Annotated in this window: 18 protein-coding genes, 5 pseudogenes and 1 other annotated feature; of the genes and pseudogenes, 8 read left to right on the top strand and 15 right to left on the bottom strand. The window is 57.3% G+C overall.

Annotated features, from left to right (window positions below):
• The first annotated feature begins 75 nt into the window (after positions 1 to 75).
• Positions 76 to 585, top strand: a complete 510-nt coding sequence (locus QEG70_RS11285; RefSeq protein WP_308720745.1) for a MerR family transcriptional regulator — start codon at positions 76 to 78, stop codon at positions 583 to 585.
• Here the strand turns inward: QEG70_RS11285 and QEG70_RS11280 are convergent.
• Positions 582 to 1,274, bottom strand: coding sequence for a type 1 glutamine amidotransferase domain-containing protein (locus tag QEG70_RS11280; RefSeq protein WP_308720744.1), 693 nt, complete (start codon positions 1,272 to 1,274; stop codon positions 582 to 584). The genes QEG70_RS11285 and QEG70_RS11280 overlap by 4 nt on opposite strands.
• A gap of 149 nt (positions 1,275 to 1,423) precedes the next feature.
• Between QEG70_RS11280 and QEG70_RS11275 the strand changes: the two genes are divergently transcribed.
• Positions 1,424 to 2,344, top strand: coding sequence for an SDR family oxidoreductase (locus QEG70_RS11275; RefSeq protein ID WP_308720743.1), 921 nt, complete (start codon positions 1,424 to 1,426; stop codon positions 2,342 to 2,344).
• 352 nt (positions 2,345 to 2,696) lie between these two features.
• Here QEG70_RS11275 and QEG70_RS11270 read toward each other — a convergent pair whose 3' ends face one another.
• From QEG70_RS11270 to QEG70_RS11240, 7 genes and pseudogenes are all read right to left on the bottom strand, one after another.
• Positions 2,697 to 6,092 (bottom strand): DEAD/DEAH box helicase family protein, encoded by a 3,396-nt coding sequence (locus QEG70_RS11270; protein ID WP_308720742.1) that lies wholly within the window; start codon positions 6,090 to 6,092, stop codon positions 2,697 to 2,699.
• Positions 6,089 to 6,232: a hypothetical protein gene (locus QEG70_RS11265; protein WP_010512321.1), complete on the bottom strand. Its 144-nt coding sequence runs from the start codon at positions 6,230 to 6,232 to the stop codon at positions 6,089 to 6,091. Before QEG70_RS11265 ends, QEG70_RS11270 begins: the two co-directional genes overlap by 4 nt.
• A 7-nt stretch (positions 6,233 to 6,239) precedes the next feature.
• On the bottom strand, positions 6,240 to 7,238 hold the full coding sequence (locus QEG70_RS11260) for a hypothetical protein (RefSeq protein WP_308720741.1): 999 nt from the start codon (positions 7,236 to 7,238) through the stop codon (positions 6,240 to 6,242).
• Positions 7,238 to 8,371 carry a restriction endonuclease subunit S gene (locus QEG70_RS11255; RefSeq protein ID WP_308720740.1) on the bottom strand — a complete coding sequence of 378 codons (1,134 nt, stop codon included), beginning with the start codon at positions 8,369 to 8,371 and terminating at the stop codon, positions 7,238 to 7,240. The genes QEG70_RS11260 and QEG70_RS11255 overlap by 1 nt, the downstream gene beginning before the upstream one ends.
• Entirely contained in the window at positions 8,368 to 9,906 is a 1,539-nt protein-coding gene (locus QEG70_RS11250; protein ID WP_308720739.1) for a type I restriction-modification system subunit M, read from the bottom strand. The genes QEG70_RS11255 and QEG70_RS11250 overlap by 4 nt, the downstream gene beginning before the upstream one ends.
• Before the next feature lie 28 nt (positions 9,907 to 9,934).
• A pseudogene (locus QEG70_RS11245) lies at positions 9,935 to 10,282 on the bottom strand (HigA family addiction module antitoxin); the annotation flags it as partial.
• Positions 10,283 to 11,267: 985 nt separating this feature from the next.
• A complete protein-coding gene (locus QEG70_RS11240) occupies positions 11,268 to 11,570 on the bottom strand; it encodes a hypothetical protein (protein ID WP_308720737.1) in 303 nt (100 codons plus the stop codon).
• 152 nt (positions 11,571 to 11,722) lie between these two features.
• Here QEG70_RS11240 and QEG70_RS11235 point away from each other — a divergent pair.
• Positions 11,723 to 12,485: pseudogene (locus tag QEG70_RS11235) on the top strand (IS5 family transposase).
• Positions 12,486 to 12,495: 10 nt separating this feature from the next.
• Here QEG70_RS11235 and QEG70_RS11230 read toward each other — a convergent pair.
• From QEG70_RS11230 to QEG70_RS11220, 3 genes and pseudogenes are all read right to left on the bottom strand, one after another.
• Positions 12,496 to 12,767 (bottom strand): annotated as a pseudogene (locus QEG70_RS11230) (transposase); the annotation flags it as partial.
• A gap of 87 nt (positions 12,768 to 12,854) precedes the next feature.
• Complete coding sequence (locus QEG70_RS11225) at positions 12,855 to 13,286, bottom strand: CopG family transcriptional regulator (RefSeq protein ID WP_308720859.1); 432 nt, start codon at positions 13,284 to 13,286, stop codon at positions 12,855 to 12,857.
• 7 nt (positions 13,287 to 13,293) lie between these two features.
• Positions 13,294 to 15,237, bottom strand: a pseudogene (locus QEG70_RS11220) (conjugal transfer protein TraG).
• A 227-nt stretch (positions 15,238 to 15,464) separates the two neighbouring features.
• Here QEG70_RS11220 and QEG70_RS11215 point away from each other — a divergent pair.
• The 4 genes from QEG70_RS11215 to QEG70_RS11200 all read left to right on the top strand — a co-directional run bounded on the left by QEG70_RS11215 (position 15,465) and on the right by QEG70_RS11200 (position 18,283).
• The gene (locus QEG70_RS11215; RefSeq protein ID WP_183116691.1) at positions 15,465 to 15,734 is read left to right on the top strand and encodes a type II toxin-antitoxin system CcdA family antitoxin; all 270 of its coding nucleotides are present in this window, start codon (positions 15,465 to 15,467) and stop codon (positions 15,732 to 15,734) included.
• A gap of 4 nt (positions 15,735 to 15,738) precedes the next feature.
• Positions 15,739 to 16,050, top strand: a complete 312-nt coding sequence (locus QEG70_RS11210; protein WP_308720736.1) for a CcdB family protein — start codon at positions 15,739 to 15,741, stop codon at positions 16,048 to 16,050.
• Positions 16,051 to 16,257: 207 nt separating this feature from the next.
• A complete protein-coding gene (locus QEG70_RS11205; RefSeq protein WP_308720735.1) occupies positions 16,258 to 17,379 on the top strand; it encodes an HD domain-containing protein in 1,122 nt (373 codons plus the stop codon).
• Positions 17,351 to 18,283 carry a nucleotidyltransferase domain-containing protein gene (locus QEG70_RS11200; RefSeq protein WP_308720734.1) on the top strand — a complete coding sequence of 311 codons (933 nt, stop codon included), beginning with the start codon at positions 17,351 to 17,353 and terminating at the stop codon, positions 18,281 to 18,283. Before QEG70_RS11205 ends, QEG70_RS11200 begins: the two co-directional genes overlap by 29 nt.
• Positions 18,284 to 18,489: 206 nt before the next feature.
• Here the strand turns inward: QEG70_RS11200 and QEG70_RS11195 are convergent.
• Positions 18,490 to 19,203, bottom strand: a pseudogene (locus tag QEG70_RS11195) (DUF3363 domain-containing protein); the annotation flags it as partial.
• 46 nt (positions 19,204 to 19,249) lie between these two features.
• Here QEG70_RS11195 and QEG70_RS11190 point away from each other — a divergent pair.
• Positions 19,250 to 20,481 (top strand): IS3 family transposase gene (locus QEG70_RS11190; RefSeq protein WP_308720733.1). Its coding sequence is split into 2 segments (ribosomal slippage): positions 19,250 to 19,541 and positions 19,541 to 20,481, totalling 1,233 coding nucleotides; the frame shifts between segments, so codons are not numbered across the junction.
• Positions 19,534 to 19,650 (top strand) — a sequence feature (AL1L pseudoknot). It overlaps the preceding gene by 117 nt.
• 712 nt (positions 20,482 to 21,193) lie before the next feature.
• Here QEG70_RS11190 and QEG70_RS16995 read toward each other — a convergent pair.
• Genes QEG70_RS16995 through QEG70_RS11180 form a run of 3 tightly spaced genes read right to left on the bottom strand, consistent with a single transcriptional unit; the run spans position 21,194 to position 22,772 of the window.
• Positions 21,194 to 21,412 (bottom strand): hypothetical protein, encoded by a 219-nt coding sequence (locus QEG70_RS16995; protein WP_374762595.1) that lies wholly within the window; start codon positions 21,410 to 21,412, stop codon positions 21,194 to 21,196.
• Between the two features lie 40 nt (positions 21,413 to 21,452).
• Positions 21,453 to 22,076 carry a YceI family protein gene (locus QEG70_RS11185; RefSeq protein WP_308720732.1) on the bottom strand — a complete coding sequence of 208 codons (624 nt, stop codon included), beginning with the start codon at positions 22,074 to 22,076 and terminating at the stop codon, positions 21,453 to 21,455.
• 30 nt (positions 22,077 to 22,106) lie between these two features.
• Positions 22,107 to 22,772 carry an FMN-dependent NADH-azoreductase gene (locus QEG70_RS11180; protein ID WP_308720731.1) on the bottom strand — a complete coding sequence of 222 codons (666 nt, stop codon included), beginning with the start codon at positions 22,770 to 22,772 and terminating at the stop codon, positions 22,107 to 22,109.
• Positions 22,773 to 22,835 lie beyond the last annotated feature (63 nt).

Genomic DNA, 22,835 nt, shown 5'->3' with positions numbered 1-22,835 from the left:
ATAACGGATACTGGTCAGAGCCTAACGTTGAAGGTAGCTTCAAGGTCAAGCATGCGTTCATGACCGGAGTAAATCATGAAGATTGGAGAACTGGCACGGTTAAGTGGCCTTACGCCATCAAGAATCCGGTTCTATGAACGCATTGGACTGCTGAAAACGGTTGACCGCCGGCCCAACGGATACCGGACCTATCCGCAGCAGGCCGTGATGGTCCTGGGTCTCATCACAACGGCGCAGCGGGCCGGGTTTACGCTGGATGAAATCCGCACCCTGCTGCCCCCTGATCTGGATCACTGGGACCATGTTACATTGATGGATGCCCTGACACGCAAGATTGCGGATATCGAAGCGCTGCAGGCACGCCTGGCCCAGAGCAGGGTGCATCTGCTCCGTCTGGTTGAGGATATTCAGGCGCGCCCCGATGACATGGACTGTGCGGCCAATGCGCATCGTGTCCTGACGAACATGCTTGCGGAACACCCCGAAGCCCTCGATGTCACATCGGACGATATCCGCCTTCTGGATACGACGGATCGCCGCCAGTCGGTAAGCCCGGGCCGCCGCAAAAAGACGGCACCCTGTTAAGCCCTATCCAGAAGCGCCACCACTTTTCTTGCCGTCGCCCTGGCGGAAAAGGGGTTCTGTCCTGTCACCAGCCGTCCATCCGTCACGACATGGGACATGAACGGAAGCAGCGCCTTTTCATAGATTGCGCCCCGTGCCTTCATCTGTGCCTCTGCATTGTAGGGGATTTCGCGCGTGACACCCGCCAGCCTTTCCTCGGTCCATGAAAATCCGGTGATTTTCCGACCGCGGACCAGAAACGAACCATCTGCAAGCCGGGTGTTCAGCAGCCCGCAATATCCATGACAGACAGCGGAGACAACGCCGCCCTTTTCCCATAGCGCGCGGGTGATGGCCTGAAGGCCCTCATTGTCGGGAAAATCCCACATCACGCCATGACCGCCGGTGAAGTAGATCGCATCGTAATCGCCCGGATTGATGTCTGCGGGGCAATCTGTTGAAGACAGCAGGGCCATTTTTGCCGGATCGGCCAGCCAGGCCTTGGTTGAGGCATCGCGCATCGGCCATTTCAACGCACGCGGATCAAGCGGAACCCTGCCGCCTTTTGGGCTGACAATTCGTTGTTCATAACCGCTGGCGGCAAAGACGTCCCACGCATGCGTCAGTTCCGACAGCCATAATCCGGTCGGCTGCGGTGAATTGCCGAAATGAGTGGTGTTGGTGACAACGTGAAGGATATGACGGTTCATGGCTGGCCCCCCCATGCGGCAGCGTTTCTGATCACTGCCCTGTAACGTTCAAGCCCGGTTGAAGGTCAATCAGCGGTTTGACATTAAATCTGACTTCAAGGTTAATGGTGTAAGGGCAAACCTACCTGACATCATGGAGGCAGCCTCACATGCAGACAATACTGGGCGCAAACGGTCAGATCGCCACGGAACTGGCGCGGATATTGCATCAGCATCATACGGGGGCGTTGCGGCTTGTGAGCCGCAATCCTCGTAAGGTCAACGAAGACGATACGCTCATGGCGGCGAACCTGCTGGATGCAGGGCAGACGACACAGGCAGTTAAAGGCAGCCGGATCGTCTACTTTACGGCCGGCCTGCCCCCTGACAGCAGGCTCTGGGAAGAACAGTTTCCCGTCATGCTGAGGAATGCCCTGCAGGCGTGCCGGGCGGCGGGCGCCAGCTTTGCCTATTTCGACAATACCTACATGTATCCGCAGAACAGCCAGATCCAGACAGAAGAAACGCGCTTTGCGCCGATTGGCCGGAAAGGACGGGTGCGCGCGGCAATGGCCTCCATGGTGTTGGAAGAAATGGCACGCGGAGACATTCCCGTGCTGATCGCCCGCGCACCGGAATTCTATGGACCGGGAAAAACCCAGAGCTTCACCAACGCCCTGATCATTGACAGGCTGAAAGCAGGTAAAAGGCCCCTGGTGCCTGTCCGTGACGACACACGCCGGACCCTCATCTGGACGCCGGATGCGAGCCGCGCGCTGGCAACGCTGGGCAATACACCAGGAGCTTTCGGGCAAACCTGGCATCTGCCGTGCTGTGACGAGCGGCCGACCTACAAGACATTTGTCACCATGGCGAGCAGGATTTTCGGACATCCCCCTTCCTATTCGGTCATTGGAAAATGGCCATTGATCATTGCAGGCATTTTTTCAAAAAAGGTACGGGAGATCAGGGAGTTGCTTCCCCGTTATGAGCAGGACAATCTTTTTGACTCAAGCAAATTCAAACGTCATTTCCCTGAGTTTCCCGTGACGACGTATGAAGAGGGGCTGGAACTGATCAGGAAGGAATAGAGAGGCGGATACTGCCTCATCCCAGACATTCCGTCCGTAAGCGATGTTCCCTTAAGCCGACATCGATAAGTAGATTTCTGCGCGGCAACATTGTGGGAACTGAACGCACGACAGGGCAGGTGGAGAGACCAAAAATGCCACCTGCGGACACTAAACGTCTCGTCATTATGATCCGATCATCATCCTATAACGCTACCTGCCTAACAATGATCCTCTGACGCCAGTTCGTGCGTGATTATGAGTGCCGCATTGATGTGTCACAGTGAATAGCCCCAGAATTTATATCTAGGGGCAGTTGCTTTGGTAGGCATGAGAGATGTGTTTTTGATATGCGACAGTGAGAAGTAGTTCATCACGCAGCAACAGCGTCGTTCAGAGCTCTCACAATCTGAATAATCTCTTTAGCCTGATCTCGATCGAAGATGCCGGCGATGCCCATGTCGTCCAGATCGGTGAACGGACTCTCGTAGAAGCTGGTCGGGTCGACATACCCAGACTCCGTCAGGCTATTGATAACCAAGTCGAGGAACTCGGTCTGGTCGGCGTTCAACTGATGTCGCCCCACGAATGTACTGAAAGCTTCCTTCGCGGCAGCTTTGTCCAAGCCGGTCAATGACCGCAAGAAGCGCCCGAGGCCTCCTTCCTCTTCGAGGTCAGCGATGAGGGTATCATTCGCGATCTCCTGCTCGATCAATATGCGCTGCAGCTCTTCGAGATCCTGCTTGGTCAGGGGCTCACCTCGGCGGACCTTGATCAGGGTGATGTGGTCACGATGCTCGTCGATGAAGCGACGGACCTTCATCTTGAAGCGCGCCTTGTCCACGCCGCTGCCCACCTCCGGCATGGTGACCTCGGTCCCTTCGCCGATGTCATCCTCGAAGTCGGTGACGACCACCTTGCGCTCCACAGGCTTGATGAGCTCAGCCAGGTGGCGAAGGCGTCGACGCACGGTCTCCAGGATCTCCGGTGTGATGCCTTCCCAGAAGGTGTCAGTCTGAATGTCGAGAATCAGCTCCATTTCCTTCGCCACGAGAGGCACGTTGTCGATGCCTTCCAGCGCTGAAGCGAAGCTGACGATCCGCATCTGGAGCCGGGTGAAGGCTCCGGTCTGCTTCAACAGCTCTAGCTGTGTGGTCAGAAGCAACAGGTCGAACTGCTTCGCGGGCAGGTTGCCATCCTCGAAGGCCGTTGGCAGCCCGGCGACCTCCCCGATCAGCGTCAGCCGGTCGTCGAGGGTCAGGTTGTCCCAGCCCTTCGGGTCGCGGAACTTCTCGACACTCCGCCGCATGGCCCGGACGATGAAGTTGTCCAGTGGCATGCCAAGTACCTCGTCATGGAGCCGCCTTTTGATGTCCTTGATCAGCACCTCGTGCGGCTCGCCAGCGTCTGCCAGGGCCTCGATCAGTTCGACGCGTGAGCCGAACAGTCGCTCGCCTAGCGGCTTGGCCGCGGGGCCATCAGTCCTGTTAGGGTTCTCTTGGAAGAACTCAAGGTTCTGGCAGTAGTCGAAAATGACGAACTGCTGCTTGTCCTCGCCCGGGCCGAACAGATCGGGGCACAGGCGGGTGCCTCGACCGACCATCTGCCAGAACTTGGTCTTGGACCTAACGATCTTGAAAAAGACGAGGTTCACGACCTCGGGCACGTCGATGCCGGTATCCAGCATGTCGACCGAAACCGCGATGTGTGGGGCCTTGTCCGCCTCGGAGAAGTCGTCAATCAGCGACTGGGCGTAGCTGACGCTGTAATCGATCAACTGGGCGAATTGCCCCTTGTAGTATGGATAGGCCTCATTAAAGCGGTCGACGATGAACCGGGCGTGCTTGCTGTTCTTGGCGAAGATGATCGTCTTGCCCAGCCGGTCGCCCCCCTCGACCTTGATCCCGTTGCGCATCAGGTGCTCCAGCACCTTGTCGACCGTGTCCTTGTTGAAAAGCCACTTGTTCAGGTCGGCACTTTCGACGCGGTCCCGCTCTGTGCCTTCCTCGTCCCACTCGATGGCGTCCCAGGCTTCCTTCTCTTCGTCGGTCAGCTGATCGTAGTCGATGCCGTCGCGCTGGAACTTCAGCGGCACGGAGATGGTAGTCGGCGGTACGAGGTAACCATCGTCCACAGCATCATCGAGGTCGTAAGCGTCGGTTGGCACGCCCTTCTCTAGCCCGAACAGGGAATAGGTATCCTTGTCGATCTCATCGCGCGGTGTCGCGGTCAGCCCGACCAGCAGGCTGTCGAAATACTCGAAGATCGCCCGGTATTTGCGGTAGACCGACCGGTGCGCCTCGTCGATCACGATCAGGTCGAAATGACCGGGGCCGTAACGCTTTTCGCCGCCCTTGCTCTCTTCGATCAGCCCCATCATTGTCGGATAGGTCGACAGACAGACCCGCGCTCCGGCGTGATCATTCTTCTTGATGTCGTGTCGCTCAAGCAGGTTGGCCGAGGGCGTCGAGGGCAGATGCGTCTTGAACGCTCCGTGTGCCTGCTTCACCAGCGCGATCCGGTCCGCCAGGAACAGCACGCGCTTCACCCGGTTGGCTCGCATCAGCTGGTCGATCAGGGCGATGACGGTCCGGGTCTTGCCGCTGCCCGTGGCCATGACCAACAGGGCCTTGCGCTGAGCGTCGCGTTCGAAGGCCTCTCCCACACGGCGAATGGCCCGCTGCTGGTAGTGGCGCCCCGCAATCTCCGGGTCTACATCGACCTTCGATAAGGGGCGGATGTTCTCGCGACGCTGCAGAAGCAGCTGCAGTTCGTCCTTTTTCAGAAAGCCCGAGATCCGTCGCGGCGGATAGGCCTGGTCGTCCCAGATCCAGTGCTCATAGCCGTTACTGGTGAAAATTACCGGGCGGCGACCGTATCGCTTTTCCAGACAGTCAGCGTAGAGCTTCGCCTGCTGCTGCCCCGTCCGGCTGTCTTTCTTCGTCCGCTTGGCCTCGACCAAACCCAGTGGTTTCCCGTCGTCGCCCCAGAGCACGTAGTCGACGTAACCGTCACCGCTCTGGTTGGGCATGCCCGTCACGGCGAACTCCCGGTCCCGCTCCTGATCGAGAGGCCAGCCTGCTTCGCTCAGAAGCAGGTCGATGAAGTTGTCGCGGGTCTCGGCCTCGCCGTAATCATGGTCGTCCTGCACCGTGCTGTTGGCCTTGCGCAGTGCGGCCATCTCCGCCCGAACGGCGGCTAGCTCCGCATCCAGCTTGGCGCGTCCCTCTTCAGAGGCACGAAGGGCTTCCTCGGCCTCCGCCGCGCGCTTGCGCTCGGCCTTGATGTCCGCCTCGACCTTCTGGATCTGCGCCACGGTGCTGGCGGTGATTGTCAGCGACTTCTCCAACTTCCCGGCGTCGAAGGTCAGCGCCGGGTCCGGGCGATTGACCTTGGCATAGGTCCGGGCAATCCAGTAGCAGACATGGAACAGCTCGCGCACGCAGGCGCTGGCATCATAGGCGCTCAGCGGCTTGCCGGTGTCATGGGCGGCGCGGTTACCCTGGTCCTTGATGTAGCGGGCCTTGATGACGATGGCGGGGCCGGTCAGCGCCTGCAGGCTCGGCTCAGCAATCATCGCGGCCAGCGTGTCGGTGTAGACCCTCCGCAGCGCCGGGTCGGTCCGGTAGAGCCATTTCAGCGCCGTCTCAAGCGTCAGTCGCGCCCAGAAGCACGCGCCACGCGGGTCGGATAACGCGTGTGTCTCGGCTTTGCTGGCCGTTTTGAAGAGGGCTGGAAAGTCTGCTGACAGAAAACTGAACTGGCTCATGTATCAGCCCCCTTAAAATCGAATTCCGTTTCACCAAGAATAGCTTGACCAAGAGAGAAATCGGCTCCTGTGGTCATGAGCTGACGCATGCCCTTTTGGATTGCATGGCTTTCGGTAGCACTGGTGAAACTGGTGGTCATCTAATCTTCAACCCAAATAAATTTTTTCGGGATCCATGGAGGGACTCAAATAAGGGGAAAGCCCTGTCAAAATCACAGATATCGAAAGGAGATCGCGCAGATCAACTTCACGCAGTTGGCTGGCCGGATTACCGCCATGGCGAATTCCCGGATAGTCGGACGCAAAGCCATAGATGGCTTTTGCGGCCTCCCTGACCTTGTTGTGAGGCCACACACCCGCCTTGTCGCACATTGCACCGAAGGTGTTCGCCCTCCGGCCTTGCGGAATGCGGTTTTCCATATCGGCATTATAGGCAAGTATGTTTGGGTGCTGGGATAACATAGCTTCGAGCAGATTGAACTGAGCCGCAATGCATTGCTTCACTCTTCGAGGCAATCGCTCATCGTGCAGATCTCGGATCGTCTCCTCGAAGGCCGCCATTAGCGCGGCCAGAGCGGCATCTTGAGCGCTGGATATCCTCAGATCTCGCAGCATCTTTGTGAATAGCCCTGGAAGCGTTGGATATATCGCCATCCTACGGTTAAAGGACGGTCGGCGGACATCGTAGCGAAGGCTGAACTTTTCGATGAAGCTCTGGACGGCAACGAAGTACGCGTTTGACAGCTGATCGCCGCTGGCATCGTCAAAAGGCGGGAAGGCCTTTTCCAGCGCTTCGACGATGGCATGTTCTGATGGCGCGCCGTCGAAAAAGTTGCGGATGTAATCCCGCGCGAGACCATCGTCTGTGCTGGCATCCATGTAGGTCTCCAGCTTGGCTTGATGTCGTTCGAGAGCCGCTTCGTAGGTTGACCGCGCCTCAAGGTCCTCCGGCAGGTGCAACTCACCGTCGTCGTTGTACGATTGGTATGTCGGGGCGACCGGCGGCATCGGCCTTGGCAATGCCGACTGCAGGATATCCAACCACAAGTCTTCGACCTCGATTTCGTTCTCTTCAATGAACTCGAACAAAGGTTCGAAGACTTCGGCCATCAACAGGCTTTGGACGCCCAGAAATTCACCGCGCATCAAAGCTCTCCCCGGAAGGCGCGGTGTTGAAGGGAGGCGAAGAGTGTCTGCGCTTTCAGACTTTGTCGGCGAGCGTTCCGTGTCACCGTATCCACCTCAGTCAAGCGCTTGCTGAAGTCCGCCTGGAGCTCAACCGGCGGAGCATAGACAGGGTAATCCTCGAGCAAATCCAAGTTGACACCGGACTGTCCTGCTGTCCGTTCTGAGTTGGCTACCACGTAGCCATGTAACTTCGGTTCTTGAAGGAGGTAGAAGACAAAGTCCTTCGTAATCTCGCCTATCGGCTGAGCCTTCATCAAAGCCACATTATATGTTCCGGCGAGGCCTCGAAATATCTGGAAAACCGGCGGACCATAGCGACCGATAATGACATCATCTTCAGAAAACGGACGTTTTGCCAAATCCTCTGGAACATAGGTCTTGTAGGCATCGGTCCTGAAGTCTCGTGTCTGGACAAATCTGACCCTGCCCGGACCATCCTCATAGAGGAAGTGCTTCTTGGCGGGCTGAGAACCACCAATGATCTTCACAATCTCAAGCAGCTTCTTACGAGGGAAGCCTTTTGGGTTATCAGCCGGGTCCCCAAACATCTCATGAAAGATTGCCTGACCGAGGGTGTTCAGTTTGTTGAGGGCGCGGGTGCGGAGGCGGCAGAGCTCTGCCGCCTGATCTAGTATCCCCGCAATCCGTTTCTGCTCCTCCAGCGGAGGGAGGGGGATAGGGAACTCAGCAAGCGCCTTGGGGCTCAGTCTTGGCAGGTTTGCCCCGGTTGCAAGTTTGTTAGCATGCTCGATCATCTGCGGCTGGCGTAGAAAGTACGCGAGGTAACGGCGATCAAGATCTGGGCCGGGAAACACAGGAAGGATGTCGGTGCTGCAAACCCCTTCGAAATCAGGTAGAGCAATTTTGCCGAGATAGGGTCGCAACTTTCCGTAGAGCAGGTGGGATGGTCCGAATGAAAACTTCGTACTTGCAAGTTCTCCGGCATCAACTCTCTGCCGGGACAGGATTTCCCCTCCGGAAGCAATGTGTTCTAGGCCGAGATAGTCGGTACCGCTAGCGATCTCCTCTGGCGAAACGCCAGATCGTTGGATGTCAGCCACTGACTTGAGCGCAACTTCTGGCCAGTTCATCCCAGCATCCCCTCAAGCCGATCCAGCCCCGCGGCGATCTCGGCCTCCAGCGCGCGCAGCTCGGCGATGATGTCGGCGGGGACGGCGTGGGTGACCTCCTCGTGCTCGATCTCCTTGTAGCGGTTCAGCGACAGGTCCCATGATCCGGTGGCGATGATGTCCTCGGCAGGCACCATGAAGCTTTGCGCGGTGCGGGGCCGCGTGGCCTCGGCGTCCCGATCACTCCAGCGGGCGAGGATGTCGGGCAGGTTGTTTTTCGCATGCTCCTCGGGTGTCAGCGTCTGCGTCGGGCAGGCCCCGAGCTTTTCGGTCTCCAGCAGAGGCATCCGCTTGTCGTCGAGGCTGAAACCGTCCGCCGTCATGTCGTAGAACCACACGCCCTCGGTGCCGCCGACGCCGGTCTTGGTGAAGACCACGATGGCGCAGGACACACCGGCATAGGGGCGGAAGACGCCCGAGGGTAGTTTGATGATGGCGTCGAGCTTGTGTTCCTCGACCAGCATCTTGCGAATGTCCTTGTGGGCGGTCGAAGAGCCGAACAGCACCCCGTCCGGCACGACTACCGCCGCGCGCCCCCCGATCCGCAGCTGCCGCAGGAAGAGCGCCATGAAGAGCAGTTCGGTCTTCTTGGTCTTGACGATCTTCAGGAGGTCCTTGGCCGTGGTGTCATAATCGAGCGATCCGGCGAAGGGCGGGTTGGCAAGGATCAGGGAATAGGCGCCCGCGTCGGTGCCATGTTCCTCGGCCAGACTATCGCGGTAGGAGACATCTGCGTTCTCGACCCCGTGCAGGGTCATGTTCATCGCGCCAATCCGCAGCATGGTCGCGTCGAAGTCGAAGCCGTGGAACATGCTGTTGTGGAAGTGGTCGCGGGTTTGCTTTTTTCGCAACATCTCCGGGTGGTGGCCGCGTAGGTATTCGCCCGCCGCCACGAGGAAGCCGCAGGTGCCTGCCGCCGGGTCGCAGATGGTATCACCGGGCTGGGGCTTCATGATGTTGACCATCAGCTCGATGATGTGGCGGGGCGTGCGGAACTGGCCGTTCGTGCCTGCGCTGGCGATCTTGCCCAGCATGTATTCGTAGACGTCGCCCTTCGTATCACGGTCGTCCATGGGGATGTCGTCGAGCATCTGCACGACCTTGGCCAGCAGGTTGGCGTTGGAGAAACCAAGCCGCGCGTCCTTCATGTGGGTGCCGTAGGACGATCCTTCCTCACCTAGCTGGCGCAGGAAGGGGAAGACGTGCTCATCCACGATGCGCATCATCTCTCGGGCTTCGAAATGCTTGAAGCGGGACCAGCGGAGATTGTCGTAGGGCTCGCCCTTGTCATCGGCGCCTTCGGGGAAGATGCGGCGGGCGATGGGGAGGCCGAGGTCTTCAGACTTGCGCTCCTCGACCGTCTGGAGGTCGTCAAGCCGCTTGATGAACATCAGGAAGGTGAGCTGTTCGATCACGGAAAGCGGGTTGGAGACCCCGCCGGACCAGAACGCGTTCCAGATCTGGTCGATTTGGGTTTTGATAGTGCCTGTGATCACTTGCTGCCTACTGTAATTGTCGCGCGATTCATGTGCATGAGGGGCGCCTTGTAAAGGACCGGACTTCGATCTCATGGGCGCGGGCCATGACCGTTTCCAGTTCGTGGTTCATTTGCCGTTCCATCCAGCACCGGGCGGAGGTGCCGAATGCCTTTTCAAGGCGTAGCGCCATCTCCGGCGAAATGCCGGACCGCCCATTCAGGAGGTTGCTGAGAGTCTGACGGTTGCACCCGAGCACCTGGGCGGCATTGGTGACGGACAAGCCGTTGGGATCAAGGCACTCTTGGCGAACAAGGATTCCGGGATGGGTCACGCCTGCTCCTCCATTGCTGAAACCGTAGAGTGATAATCGACGGTTATCAATAGGTCGTCGTGCGCATAGTCGCCTAAATTAGTGGATAGACGCACATTCACGTAGCCAAAATGCTGATCAGAATAACAGATGGGACGGAATGTCCGCTTCTACCTTGTGGTAAGGCGGCGTTCGCACGCGCGGCGAACTTCCGATATCGCCCTTTGTGTCGGAGCCTACCGCCATGCTGCGCTCGCCAGCTATGGGCCGCAACGATCTCGCCACGGCTGCGAGACTGGTGGCCTGGCCTTGGCTCGACAGTTATTTACCCCGATGCTTCGTTGCAAAGGGGGCCAGACTGACGCATAGCAGATGCAACTGGTCGAGCATGACACAATTCATGGTATCCGTTACCAATTCGGATAAATTTCCACTTATATATAGATAATTACTACAAATATAAAAAATAGAGTAGGAATTGTAGATAAAAACCATCAAGATGGCAGTGGACACTCGTTCTAAAACTTGTACAGGCCTCGTTTCCACTGGGAACAATCGAAAGCCGACAGCAGCCCCAATGAATGTCCGTTATTTTGAGGTCTGCGCGGAAACTGGACATTCCGCTCTCTCCCCATTGCCGTCATCCCGACGTAGCCCTCGTCGAGGGAGTTCTCGCGTTCCCCTCGGCTGCCTCCTGTCCCCTCCCTCGCTCTTTCTCCTACGCCCAGGTAAGCCCTGGCACGTCGGAGCACGCTCTTGTACGCCAGTGTCTGGAGCAGTTGGTTGCGGGTTCATTGGCCCCCGATTTGAACCTACCGAAGCCAAGTGGTTGAAATGATTATGTATTCGATGGGCGCCTGATGTGTGGATCAACAAAAAACCCCGCCGAGTCAGAGACTTAGCGAGGTTTTCTATATGTCGTTGGTTGCGGGGGCAGGATTGCTTCTCAAGTTGCGACAATCGCAAGGTGAGAATAAAGCGGGCTTAATAGACTATTTCGATGCTCTTTTTTCTGCCTGCACCTGATCCCTTACTGCAACCAATGAACTCCTCTCGGCTTAAAATACTTTCAGGAATTGGTGGGAAAACAGGCCCAATCAAAACCAATCGACGAAGCATAACTCGCCGTTTCAGGAGAATCTTTTATCTTGAAAAGCCAAAATTCTTCTTCAGTCGGCCGACCTCGAAGCATGAGTAATCCTTCTATATCTGTCCTGTCAGATCTTAAAAGAAAACCCTCTTCAGATTCTTCTATTGATGCAGTGTCGTCACGAACAAAAAGCGTCGCGCCTCCGCCCGAAGCTGGCGGTGTGATATCTATCAATGTACCATCAGGTTTTTCCCAGACACTGTGATGCTCTGCGATAATCATCGTGTCTGAGGCATTCGTAAACCGGCATAGTGCCGACCCATGCACACGTTTCCCGCCATTTTTCATAGCGTGAAACTTAGGCTCAGGACCTATTAATTTATTGAACTGAGCGAGCTGTTGTGCTTCACAGGCTTACCGATGGAGGTGAGGCTGTGAGTGAGGTATTTTTGCTATCTGAGAGCCAGATGAAGCGGATTGAGCCATTTTTCCCTCTGGCACACGGAGTGCCACGCGTGGATGACCGGCGTGTTCTGAGCGGGATCGTTTATGTGATCCGCAACGGCCTTCAGTGGAAAGACGCCCCGAAAGCGTATGGTCCGCACAAGACTTTGTATAATCGCTTCATCCGGTGGAGCCGCCTGGGTGTCTTTGACCGGATCTTCGTCGCCCTGACAGAGCAGGCTGGCTGTTCGAAGCGCCTGATGATCGATGCGACACATCTCAAAGCGCACCGGACATCGGCGTCCCTGCTCAAAAAAGGGCTTTTCCCCGTCATATCGGGCGGACAAAAGGTGGTCTGAACTCAAAACTCCATGCCGTGTGCGATGGTCAGGGTTGGCCTGTTCGCCTGCATCTGACAGCAGGTCAGGTCAGTGACTTCAAGGGCGCAGACGTGCTGCTGGCAGATCTCTCCGACGAGACGGAAGAAGTCATCGGGGACAGCGGCTATGACAGCAACCGGATCAGGTTAGCGCTTGCAGAACGCAATATCACTGCCTGTATCCCCCGAAAAAGAACCGGAAATCAAAGCCGCCTTACAACTGGCATCTGTATAAAAAGTGCCATCTGATCGAAAACATGTTCGCAAAGCTGAAAGACTGGCGACGTGTGGCGACCAGATACGACCGCTGCGCTCATACATTCATGTCTGCAATCCACATCGCAGCAAGCTTCATCTTCTATCTCAAAGAATGAGTCCTGAGCCTAGGACGACGATATCGCTCGGACTCAGCGTCGGCACGAAAACATGCTCGATATAGGCCTGAAAAATATCGCCGTTCATAGCACCCTCATGCACGAAAGGGGCGGTCATGCCCGTGAGGGGCAGGCCGGCGATGAAATCGTAGTTTTCCAATGGCCATGAGGAACGCCAGCCCGACAGCGTTCTCCGCGTAAAGCGCGGCGACATAGGCGGGATATCTTCGCGGAAAGGTTGGTTTTGTCGATAAAGACCAGACGACGGGGATCATTAGAGAGTGCTGTTTTCTCCCGTTTTCAACAGCATTTTCCTGCGATCGTACAGGATCGTAACGGATGCGGTTTTTTACTTGCTGACTGCGGACGTCATGATTCCGATGTGGGAGGCACATCCTCCGGGATCTCGTGCCGGAAAAATGGCCCCCGACTGAGTCGTCGGCCAAGGGCGGCCACGAACGCCTCGTAACGTTCCGCCCCTTGTGAGCGTGCCGCAGCGGCCGCTGGTTCCGGCAAGGGTGGGCTGACCGTCATCCAGTAGCGAATGAACAGGGCCAGCGTCTCAAGGCTGATCCCGATATCGCGCTCCATCCGGGCGATCTGTCGGTCAAGGCGGTCCAGCCTGCGACTCATCGCCGCTTCCCGCCGCTCATCGGCATCGGGCGACAGGAAGGATGCAATGGCGGCCTCCGCCACCAGGGACAGAGACAGGTCGCGCCGCGCCGCATGGGCGGTAAGGGCGTCCAGCAGCTTCGGCTCAAGATAGACCGACAGCCGCGCCTTCTTGGGGGAAGTTCTCATCATGCCCTCACAGCCCGAGATCGTTGCCACGGTCGAGCCCGGCCTGCCGGGCGATCCGCGTCAGGTCGGCACGATCGCGTGCTTCCGGATCCGGTGGCAGTTCTTCTCCAAAGAGGTCAGGGGCGGTGCGCGCCCTGTGCTTGCCGGCATCAGCCGGGTCATGCTCGCGCGACCATTTCCGCCCCGTGCCGAGCGATTCATCGCTGTCGGCATCGTCGGGCTTGTCAGGCTCCGCCGCCGACGTTTTCTCCGGCGGCGGGGTGGCAGGAAGCGCGCAGCCACTCCAGTCATCAGGCCGGACCGGTCGTGGCAATTGTGCCGGATCGGGCGGCGGCAGGATGCGCTCGACGAAGCGACGATCCCGGAAATACCGCGCCTTGCGCGTCCGGATGGGCGGACACCCCGCCACCATGACCACTTCCTCCCGTGCCGGAAGCTACATGACCTCGCCCACCGTCATCAGGGGCCGCGCGCTTTCCTGACGCGAGACCATGAGGTGCCCGAGCCAGGGAGATAACCGATGGCCGGCATAGTTCTTCTGCGACCGGATTTCGGTCGCCACCCCCAGACCATCGGACACGCGCTTCGCGGTCCGTTCATCGTTAGTCGCGAAACTGACCCGGACATGGCAATTGTCCAGGATGCTGTTGTTCTGCCCATAAGCCTTGTCGATCTGGTTCAGGCTCTGGGCGATCAGGAACGCCTTGATCCCATAGCCCGCCATAAACGCCAGCGCGCTCTCGAAGAAATCCAGACGGCCGAGGGCGGGAAACTCGTCGAGCATCAGCAGCAGGCGACGCCGCCCCTCCCGACCGGACAGATCTTCCGTCAGCCGCCGCCCGATCTGGTTGAGGATCAGGCGGATCAGCGGCTTGGTGCGGCTGATATCCGAAGGCGGGATGACGAAATACAGCGAAACAGGCTGGTCGCCCTCCAGCAGATCGCCGATCCGCCATTCGCAACGACTGGTCACGGTGGCCACCACCGGATCGCGGTAGAGGCCGAGAAACGACATGGCGGTAGAGAGAACGCCGGAGCGCTCATTGTCTGATTTATTGAGCAGTTCCCGCGCAGCGGACGCCACGACGGGGTGAGGCCCTGCCTTCCCGAGATGCGATGTCCGCATCATGGCAGACAGGGTTGCCTCGATCGACCGCTTCGGGTCGGAGAGGAATTTCGCCACCCCGGCGAGGGTCTTGTCGTCCTCGGCGTAGAGCACATGCAGGATCGCACCGACCAGCAGGGCATGGGAGGTCTTCTCCCAGTGGTTGCGCCGTTCCAGCGAACCCTCGGGATCGACCAGGATGTCGGCAATGTTCTGCACGTCACGAACTTCCGACGCCCCGCGCCGGACCTCCAGCAGCGGATTGTAGGCCGACGAGGACGGATTGGTCGGATCGAACAGCAGCACCCGCCCGAAGCGATTACGGAAACCGGCGGTAATCTGCCAGTTCTCGCCCTTGATGTCATGGATGATGGCTGAACCCGGCCAGGTCAGGAGCGTGGGGATCACCATCCCCACCCCCTTGCCGGTGCGGGTGGGCGCGAAGGTCAGGACGTGCTCGGGACCATCGTGCCGGAGATAGGCCCGGCGGTATTGGCCCAGCACCACCCCATCCTCGCCCAGCAGCCCCCCCGCGCGGATTTCCGCGTCCTCGGCCCAGCGGGCCGAGCCATAGGTCGCCGCGCGCTTCGCCTCGCGGGCACGGTGGACGGAGAGTGCCACCGCCGCCGCGAAGGCCAGCACCCCGCCGGAACCCGCGATCCAGGCGCCGCGCGCGAACACCGCCGGCGCGTAGGCGTCGAACTCGTACCACCACCAGAAGAACAGCGGCGGGGCATAGACTGGCCAGCGATGCAGGACCGTAAACCACGGAAGGCCAAGTTCCGGCTGGAAGGCCAATGCCCAGGCCGTCCATTGGGTCGCTGTCCACCAGGACAGCACGATCATGGACAGGACCAGCAGCGCCTGCCCTCACTGGATGCGCGTTCCCGGCTGGTCCATTGATCCCTCCCCTTGTCATGGGAGACAGCGAAGAACCGGCATTTTTCGGCGTGCAAGCATGATCCGGCACCCATCGTACCGGAGCGGGCAGGAGCGAAAAAATACTTGCGCGTTGCGGTCAGGCGTCGGCATCCTTATTTCATGCGCACGGTATGCGCATAAGGAGTCGGATTATGCCCAGCCGCACCAGCCCCGGCGTTTCCTATGACCGAAGCGCCCCCCGCCGCCCGGTCAATCTGTCGCTCAACACCGATCTGCTGGCGCAGGTCCGGGAAGTGACGCCTAACCTCTCGGCGACGGTCGAAATCCTGCTGGGCGACTACCTGCAATCCGCGCGTCAGCAGCGCGAGGACGAACAGCGTAGGCTCGACGGTGTGATCGACGCTGTGAACGATCTGCACACACGGCACGGCTTCCTGAGCGACGAATTCTCGATGCTCTGATCCGATGCCGCAATTCGCGATCTACCGAAACCCCGGCCGTAACCGGGATATCCCGTTCGTCGTCCAGGTCCAGAGCAATCGCTTGGAGCGCAGCGTGGGCCGCGTCGTCATGCCGCTCGTTAGACGGTCCGGCAGTGCCCCGCCGGATCACCCACTGACGCCGCATCTCCATGTTGAGGGAGAGGACGTCTTCGCCAACCCGTTCGACCTGGCGACTGTCCCCGCCGCGCAGCTTGGAACCGCCGTCGGCGTCCTGGCCGAACGCGATCAGGATAAGATCATAAGGGCGCTGGACAAACTGGTCAGCAGGGCATGAGGGAGACGGAGCCTCTGCTCCGACCATCCCATACAGTCGGATGGCAACTAAGATTTCGTCGCATAATCTGGATAGTGGAACATCTAAATGCCACTGACTTAATCGCTGCACTATGATAGCCTATTGCCTTACAGCCGGGTAGGCTTAGAAAGAATGTGCGAGTCATGATCTACGAACCTTAGGCAGATCAGACAAAGGAATGAATTGGTGAACCTCGACATACCACTTAGCTTCGAGTCATCGACCGAAGTGACGAATGGAGAAAGACCAGAATCTTTTGATTACTTACAATCGGTCCCAACACGCGATACCGTTTCCGATTCATTATTTTACGAACTCGTGTCGACATCTGCATTCAGGCGCCTTGCAGATATCCGCTTTCTCGGCGGCATAGATTATTTTCTCGTACGTTATCCCAACGGTGCTCCTGGTAATAGGCGCTACACTCGCCTGCAGCATAGCCTCGGCGTCGCTAAGCTTGCCAAACTCTACGCAGATGTTAAAGGACTGGCTCCCAAAGAGGGGCGCCTCGCATGGGTTGCAGCGCTTCTCCATGACATTGGCCATGCACCCCTCTCTCATACTCTTGAAAACGCTTTTAAACGCTCTTTCGGAATTGACCATCACATCGCTGGAGCCGACATAATCCTCGGACGGTCGCCCTACGGTCGCGAGATCATAGACATCCTGTTATCACACGGTCTTGACCCCGAAGAGGTGCTTTCCATAGCTAATGGGCAGACTGAGCGTTTTGATGGTTTTTTCAATGGTCCCATCAACTTCGATACGATCGAAGGAATATTGAGATCTTGGACTTACGTCAAACCCCATGCAAACGCCCTTAGTCCAGAAAAGGTCGTCCTTGCATCTTATAATCGCTCTACATCTACTGACATGCAGATTGTCGATAGGTTCTGGGAATACAAGGATCACGCATATCGTTTCATCGTGCGGTCGGAATTCGGCGTAGCGTCTGACTACCTTTGTGAATCTCTCGTCTTGAACAACATTTCATGTCTTAATCGAGATGATTATTTTTTAACAGAAAAACAGATATTCAAAAAACTACCTGATCTAAAAATGTTACTCCTGAAATTCAAATTGCATTCGCGCGCGGCTCGGTCTTCGACACAGGAAATACCCTACAAAGCGAGATTGTTCTCGGTTGATCATCGTTTTGATTTTTACTTACGTGACGATAAATATCGGTATACGCAGAGAAAAGAGAACAGGGTGATGAAGGCGCCCAGTCCTACCACTGCGAACGACCTATCCTCTCCTTCGATTCCGGATTTTTTTCATGATCTCGACCTACGACAAGACTACTGAAACATCCAACACCGCTCTTGAGCGTCTACGTGAATCTCTCAAGTCTATTATTCCTCCCGAGGCAATCGCCTTAACCTGCGGGTCGTATGCTCGACGCGAAGCCACTGTCGGGTCAGACTTAGACTTCTATGTCCTCGTCCCAGCTCTCGATCGTAGCGAATCTGAATGGTTTACGCGAGCCAAGGACGCAATAGCTAAAGTCGTCACAAAGCCACCAGCCGCAGGCGGTGCGTTTGAATCTCTTATTCAAATAAATGATCTACTTAACAACTTTGGCGGCGACAAGGACACAAATCAGACCATTACAAGAAGAATGCTTTACCTACTTGAAGGCGAGTATTTGACAAATGATACGGAATTCAAGAGTATCAGGCGCGATATTATTGAACGGTATGTATCTGAAACGCGAGATGACCGCCACATTGCTCAATATCTCCTAAATGATATCATTCGATATTGGAGAACGATAACCGTCGATTACGCTTTTAAGACCCAGGAGTCTGGCAAGCCATGGGCAATCCGAAATATTAAGCTCGTCTTTTCTCGCAAACTTATCTACGCGAGCGGCCTGTTTAGCGTCGCCATGACCCACAACCGAAATCAGAGAGAAAAAATCGAAACTCTCGAAAGTCTTTTCTCCATACCGCCACTCAAACGCATTGAGCATATTTGCGGCAAGGCAAATACGCAAGAACTTGTAACAAGCTATAATAGGTTTCTCAGTCAAATCGATAACAAGGAAATGCGCAGCCATCTTGAGACAATCTCGAAGGAAAATCGAGACACAGACCAGAAATTTCGTGAACTCAAGGATGAAGGTTATCGTTTTGGAACAGAGCTACTGGCAGCTTTTAACAATACCTTTCCTGCCGATCATCCGATTCATCGGGCGGTCATCTTTTAACCATCTCGCATCGTGAATAGATTTTTTCACGTTACATATACATTTTTGACATCAGCAGGATTATTCTCTGACCACGAAGTTCCAAATGGTCACGCAGGCGACGTTAACCAGTAGCATGTTCCGAGAGGCGTGAGACGAATGTTGAATGAGCATTTCGTTTGTCACGCCACTCAACAAACACCCTTACAGAAATCTTGATTTTCCGCTCATAGACCCACCCCCCGCTTGCGCGCGAATGACCAGTCGATCCCCCCATCGCCGCGCATGATTCCCGACACCTCCCGCCCTCGCTGCTTTTCCAGCGACGGCGACCATGGCACCAACTCGAAGCCCAGCCCGTCATCGATCATCGTGAACCGGCCTGACGTCAGATTGAAACGCTGGCGGTAGGTGCCCGTGACGGGATCGCCTTCCCCGCTCCGCCGGAACGGCATCCCCGACTTACCGGTGAGGCTCCGGCCCAGCGCGTCCAGCTCGCGCTGGCGCAGCGTGGCGATCAGGTTCCGGGCGTAGCGGATGCTTCCGCCGTCGCGGCTGGCCAGCCCCTGCTCCACGAGATGATCCGAGCGTTTTTCCATCGCCTCGCGCACCTCAGCGCCGAACCCGATAGACGCCAGGGCAAGAGGCTCTCGCGCAATGACCTGCCGATCGAGCCAAGTCGCGCCATCCGCCGTCACCTGCCGCTCCAAAGTGACGTCCGAGCGCACGGCCAGCGCGCCACGGTTACGTCCCTGTTTGTCGGTAAAATGCCGCAGTTCCACGATGGAACCGACTGCCCCGTCACCGGCGGCTTCGAGGTGCGGCAGGCGGACATGGTGCGTGCTACCATCAATCCCGTCGATCACCGCATAGGCCGTGCCGCGCAGTTCATCGTCGAGGCCGCGATCGACCAGCCGACCGATAACGGGATCGGTGGTGAACTGCCCCGGGTTTACCGGAGAGTAAAACTCTCGGAAGATGAGCCCTATGGCAGAGAAGAAGACATCGCGTTATTCGCCTGAGTTCCGTGAGCGCGCTGTGCGCCTTCTGGACGAGCATCGATCGGATTACGCAAGCCTATCGGCGGCCTGTCGCGAGATTGGTGGCAAGCTGGGCTGCTCGGGCGACAGCCTGCACGACTGGTGGAAGCAGGCCCGACGGGACGCTGGGGCGCAACCGGGGCCGACCACGGCCGAGACAGCACGGATCAAGGCGCTGGAGCGTGAGGTCCGTGAACTGCGTCAGGCCAATGAGATCCTTAAGAAGGCCTCGGCTTATTTTGCTCTGGCGGAGCTCGACCGCCCGTTTCACAAATGATCGCGTTTATTGAAGCCTACCGTGCCGATTACGGGAGCGAGCCAATCTGTCGCGTTCTGCCGATTGCCCCGTCCACGTTTTACCAGCAGGCGGCCATAGCAAGAGATCCGGTCAGGGTCAGCCCGCGTGCGCGGCGCGATAGGGAGTTGATGGAACATATCCGTCGGATCTGGCAGGACAATCGTGCTGTTTATGGTGCACGTAAGGTCTGGCACAGCCTGAAGCGTGAAGGGCGGCAGGTTGCGCGCTGCACTGTTGAGCGCCTGATGCGGCAGATGGGTCTGAAGGGTGTAATCCGGGGCCGGAAGGTCATCACGACCCGTCCGGATACGGCGCGCCCCTGTCCCGATGACAGGGGCAACCGGCAGTTCCGGGCTGAGGCCCCCAACCAGCTCTGGGTCTCGGACTTTACCTATGTCCAGACCTGGAATGGCATGGTCTATGTGGCGTTCGTCATTGATGTGTTCGCCCGCAGGATCGTGGGCTGGAAAGTCTCGACGTCCATGACCACCCAGTTCGTGCTCGATGCCCTTGAACAGGCCATCTGGCAACGAAAGCCCGCGGGAAACGAGGCGCTGATCCATCATTCGGACCGTGGATCACAATACCTGTCGATCCGATATACCGAACGCCTGGCGCTGGCTGACATCGACGCCTCGGTCGGCACGATTGGTGATAGCTACGACAATGCACTGGCTGAGACCATCAACGGTTTATACAAGGCCGAGGTCATCCATCATCTGGGGCCATGGAAATCCATGGTGCAGGTCGAATGGGAAACCCTCAGATGGGTGGACTGGTACAATAACCGACGCCTGCTGGCGCCAATCGGCTACAGGCCGCCCGCCGAAGCCGAACGAGCCTTCTATGCAGATCAGAATATACTTGATATCGCTGCCTGATTACTGAACAAATAGCTCTCCGGTAAACCCGGGGCAGTTCAGCAAAGGCGAAGCCGCCCTCTTCCTCTGATCACCACTTCCCACGCGGGATCCCATCCAATCCCAGAGACACCTAGCCCCTCGTTCCGGAACACGGCGTCCCCGTCATCTACCGGAAATCACGACTGCAATGGGGGGGAAGCTGACATAGCTCTCGATGCATAAGCTTTACGCTTTACGAGGATAAGGGGCATTTATTTCAGTGAGAGGTCATGCGTGTGCAGAAAAAGTGCATTAAAACAGCCTATTAATCCCGCTTTGTTCTCAACTTGCGGTTGCCGCAAGCTGAGAACCAATCCTGCCCCCGCAACCAACGATCTCATCGAAAACCCCACGAAACCAATAGGTTCGTGGGGTTTTTTGTTTGGCCGCATGGTGGGGCGTCTATAAAACACAAATAAATCAATGGGCTGATTTCACAGGTTCAAATCGGAGCCGCCTAACCCGCAACCAGTTGCGATGCTGCGTCTGCCAGCAGGTATGTGCCCCCGATGTGGACCTTCAGTTTGTCTCCGATGATCCAGTTGAAAAGCTGCGCCGAATGACCATGGTACCACTCCGTACGCTCAGGATACCGAACAAAGAACTGGATACCAGTGCCCAGCCCGTTATCGGGATCATGAACAGCGCGGCATAAAGCATGATGTGGCCTGTATGGGCCTGCCCCGTCTTTTCACCTTGTGGAATTGTCTGTGGCAGCGGTGGTGGCCCGTGGCGCGAAACGCCATGCCAGCCGCACCACTGCAGCCAGAAGAACCGTGATGCCGATCGATTTAGGAAGCTGATAGAGACGGAACGTTGCATCTGGCGTGAGACTGCCTTGAATCATAGCCGATGAGAACCGGGCCTGCGATACCAGGGGTGCCATGATCCAGTGAAGGATGATCGCCAGATGCGTATATCGCTCAACAGACCATGGCGCTGATTGCTGTTTACTGCTGCAACTCGAACGCGCCGGCGATCGTCAGTGTTACATTATCACCCACGAGCGGCACGTACTGTTTGACGCCAAACTCGTTACGGACAATCGTGCCGGTCGCTTCAAAGCCTACGGTAAACATCTTGTCGAGCGGGTTGGTCCCGCTGCCGACCAGACGGGCCTTGAGCGTGATCGGCTTTGTCACGCCGTGCAGGGTCAGGTTGCCGGTGATGTTCGCGGTATTCGCACCGGTCCGGACAACCCGGGTCGATCTGAACGTCGCGTTGGGGAATTGGTCGGCATCGAACCACTGCGCACTTTTCAGTTCGCCATCGAGCTTCGGCACCGTGGTGTCGACTGACTGCACTGGAATCGTGGCATCAAGGCTGGTGGCTGAAAGATGGGCAGGATCAATCGTGAGCGAACCGGATGCGCCCGTGAAAAAACCGGAGAAATTACTGAAACCCATATGCGAGAGGGTAAAGCCGACCTGCGTGTGATAGGGCTCGACCTTGTAGGTGCCAGCCTTCACCGCTGACGGATCGGTGCTGGCAACCTGCTGGGCGGAAGCCTGTGAAACCGCGCCGAATACGACGGCCGCCATAAGGGCGGACGTGGCAAAATGACGTTTGATCATGGGGCTTATTCCTGTGAGATAAAAGGGTATTCAGACTGGAAGACCGACGATTTCGCCCTGGGCCTGCACAATGGCGGCATCTTTTGCGTCCTGCCCCAGCGCCAGTCCTTCAGCGCGTATCCAGGTGACATCTGTCAGGCCGATGAATGCGAGGACAGTGCCGAGATACTTCTCCTGATAATCCAGAGCGGCGGCCGGGCTGTCCCCCGTATAGACCCCACCGCGTGTCGAGATGATGAACGCCTTCTTGCCCTTTGGAAGCAGACCTTTGGGGCCGGCCGCGCCATACTGGAACGTCCTGCCCGCAACGACCACACGATCGATCCAGGATTTGAGCTGGGCGGGAACAGATAAATTGTACATCGGTGCGCCAATAACGATGATGTCGGCGGCCAGAAGGTCATCGATATATCCGTTGCCGGTCGCCAGATCATCGGCGAGTGCGGCGTCCGTTACCGGTGCCCCCTGGAATGCCGCCATATGCTCGCCAGTCAGATAGGGGATGGGATTTGCAGCAAGATCCCGATAGGTGATGGTGGCGTCCGGGTGCGCGGCCTTCTGCTGCGCGACAGTTTCTGCCGAAAGCTGACGGCTGACCGAATGGTTGCCGAGAATACTGGAATCGATATGCAGGATCTTCATCGTGGTCATCTCCGCAGAGGAATTGGACAGGTTGCCCTGAACATGATCCAGCATGTCCCATGGATTTATCCATCTATAAAGTCGCTATATTCCGATATATAATACCGGCTGTAACGA

This window comes from Komagataeibacter xylinus (assembly GCF_031081985.1).
Taxonomy (GTDB): Bacteria; Pseudomonadota; Alphaproteobacteria; order Acetobacterales; family Acetobacteraceae; genus Komagataeibacter; species Komagataeibacter xylinus_E.
The sequence above is the reverse complement of the archived record's forward strand: the minus strand, read 5'-3'. Positions and strand labels throughout refer to the sequence as shown.

What these genes read in the sequence shown, in the direction of transcription:
- QEG70_RS11285 (WP_308720745.1), top strand. Translation starts at nt 76, where the DNA reads ATGAAGATTGGAGAACTGGCACGGTTAAGTGGCCTTACGCCATCAAGA.
- QEG70_RS11280 (WP_308720744.1), bottom strand. Translation starts at nt 1,274, where the DNA reads ATGAACCGTCATATCCTTCACGTTGTCACCAACACCACTCATTTCGGC.
- QEG70_RS11275 (WP_308720743.1), top strand. Translation starts at nt 1,424, where the DNA reads ATGCAGACAATACTGGGCGCAAACGGTCAGATCGCCACGGAACTGGCG.
- QEG70_RS11270 (WP_308720742.1), bottom strand. Translation starts at nt 6,092, where the DNA reads ATGAGCCAGTTCAGTTTTCTGTCAGCAGACTTTCCAGCCCTCTTCAAA.
- QEG70_RS11265 (WP_010512321.1), bottom strand. Translation starts at nt 6,232, where the DNA reads ATGACCACCAGTTTCACCAGTGCTACCGAAAGCCATGCAATCCAAAAG.
- QEG70_RS11260 (WP_308720741.1), bottom strand. Translation starts at nt 7,238, where the DNA reads ATGCGCGGTGAATTTCTGGGCGTCCAAAGCCTGTTGATGGCCGAAGTC.
- QEG70_RS11255 (WP_308720740.1), bottom strand. Translation starts at nt 8,371, where the DNA reads ATGAACTGGCCAGAAGTTGCGCTCAAGTCAGTGGCTGACATCCAACGA.
- QEG70_RS11240 (WP_308720737.1), bottom strand. Translation starts at nt 11,570, where the DNA reads ATGATTATCGCAGAGCATCACAGTGTCTGGGAAAAACCTGATGGTACA.
- QEG70_RS11225 (WP_308720859.1), bottom strand. Translation starts at nt 13,286, where the DNA reads ATGAGAACTTCCCCCAAGAAGGCGCGGCTGTCGGTCTATCTTGAGCCG.
- QEG70_RS11215 (WP_183116691.1), top strand. Translation starts at nt 15,465, where the DNA reads ATGCCCAGCCGCACCAGCCCCGGCGTTTCCTATGACCGAAGCGCCCCC.
- QEG70_RS11210 (WP_308720736.1), top strand. Translation starts at nt 15,739, where the DNA reads ATGCCGCAATTCGCGATCTACCGAAACCCCGGCCGTAACCGGGATATC.
- QEG70_RS11200 (WP_308720734.1), top strand. Translation starts at nt 17,351, where the DNA reads ATGATCTCGACCTACGACAAGACTACTGAAACATCCAACACCGCTCTT.
- QEG70_RS11185 (WP_308720732.1), bottom strand. Translation starts at nt 22,076, where the DNA reads ATGATCAAACGTCATTTTGCCACGTCCGCCCTTATGGCGGCCGTCGTA.
- QEG70_RS11180 (WP_308720731.1), bottom strand. Translation starts at nt 22,772, where the DNA reads ATGCTGGATCATGTTCAGGGCAACCTGTCCAATTCCTCTGCGGAGATG.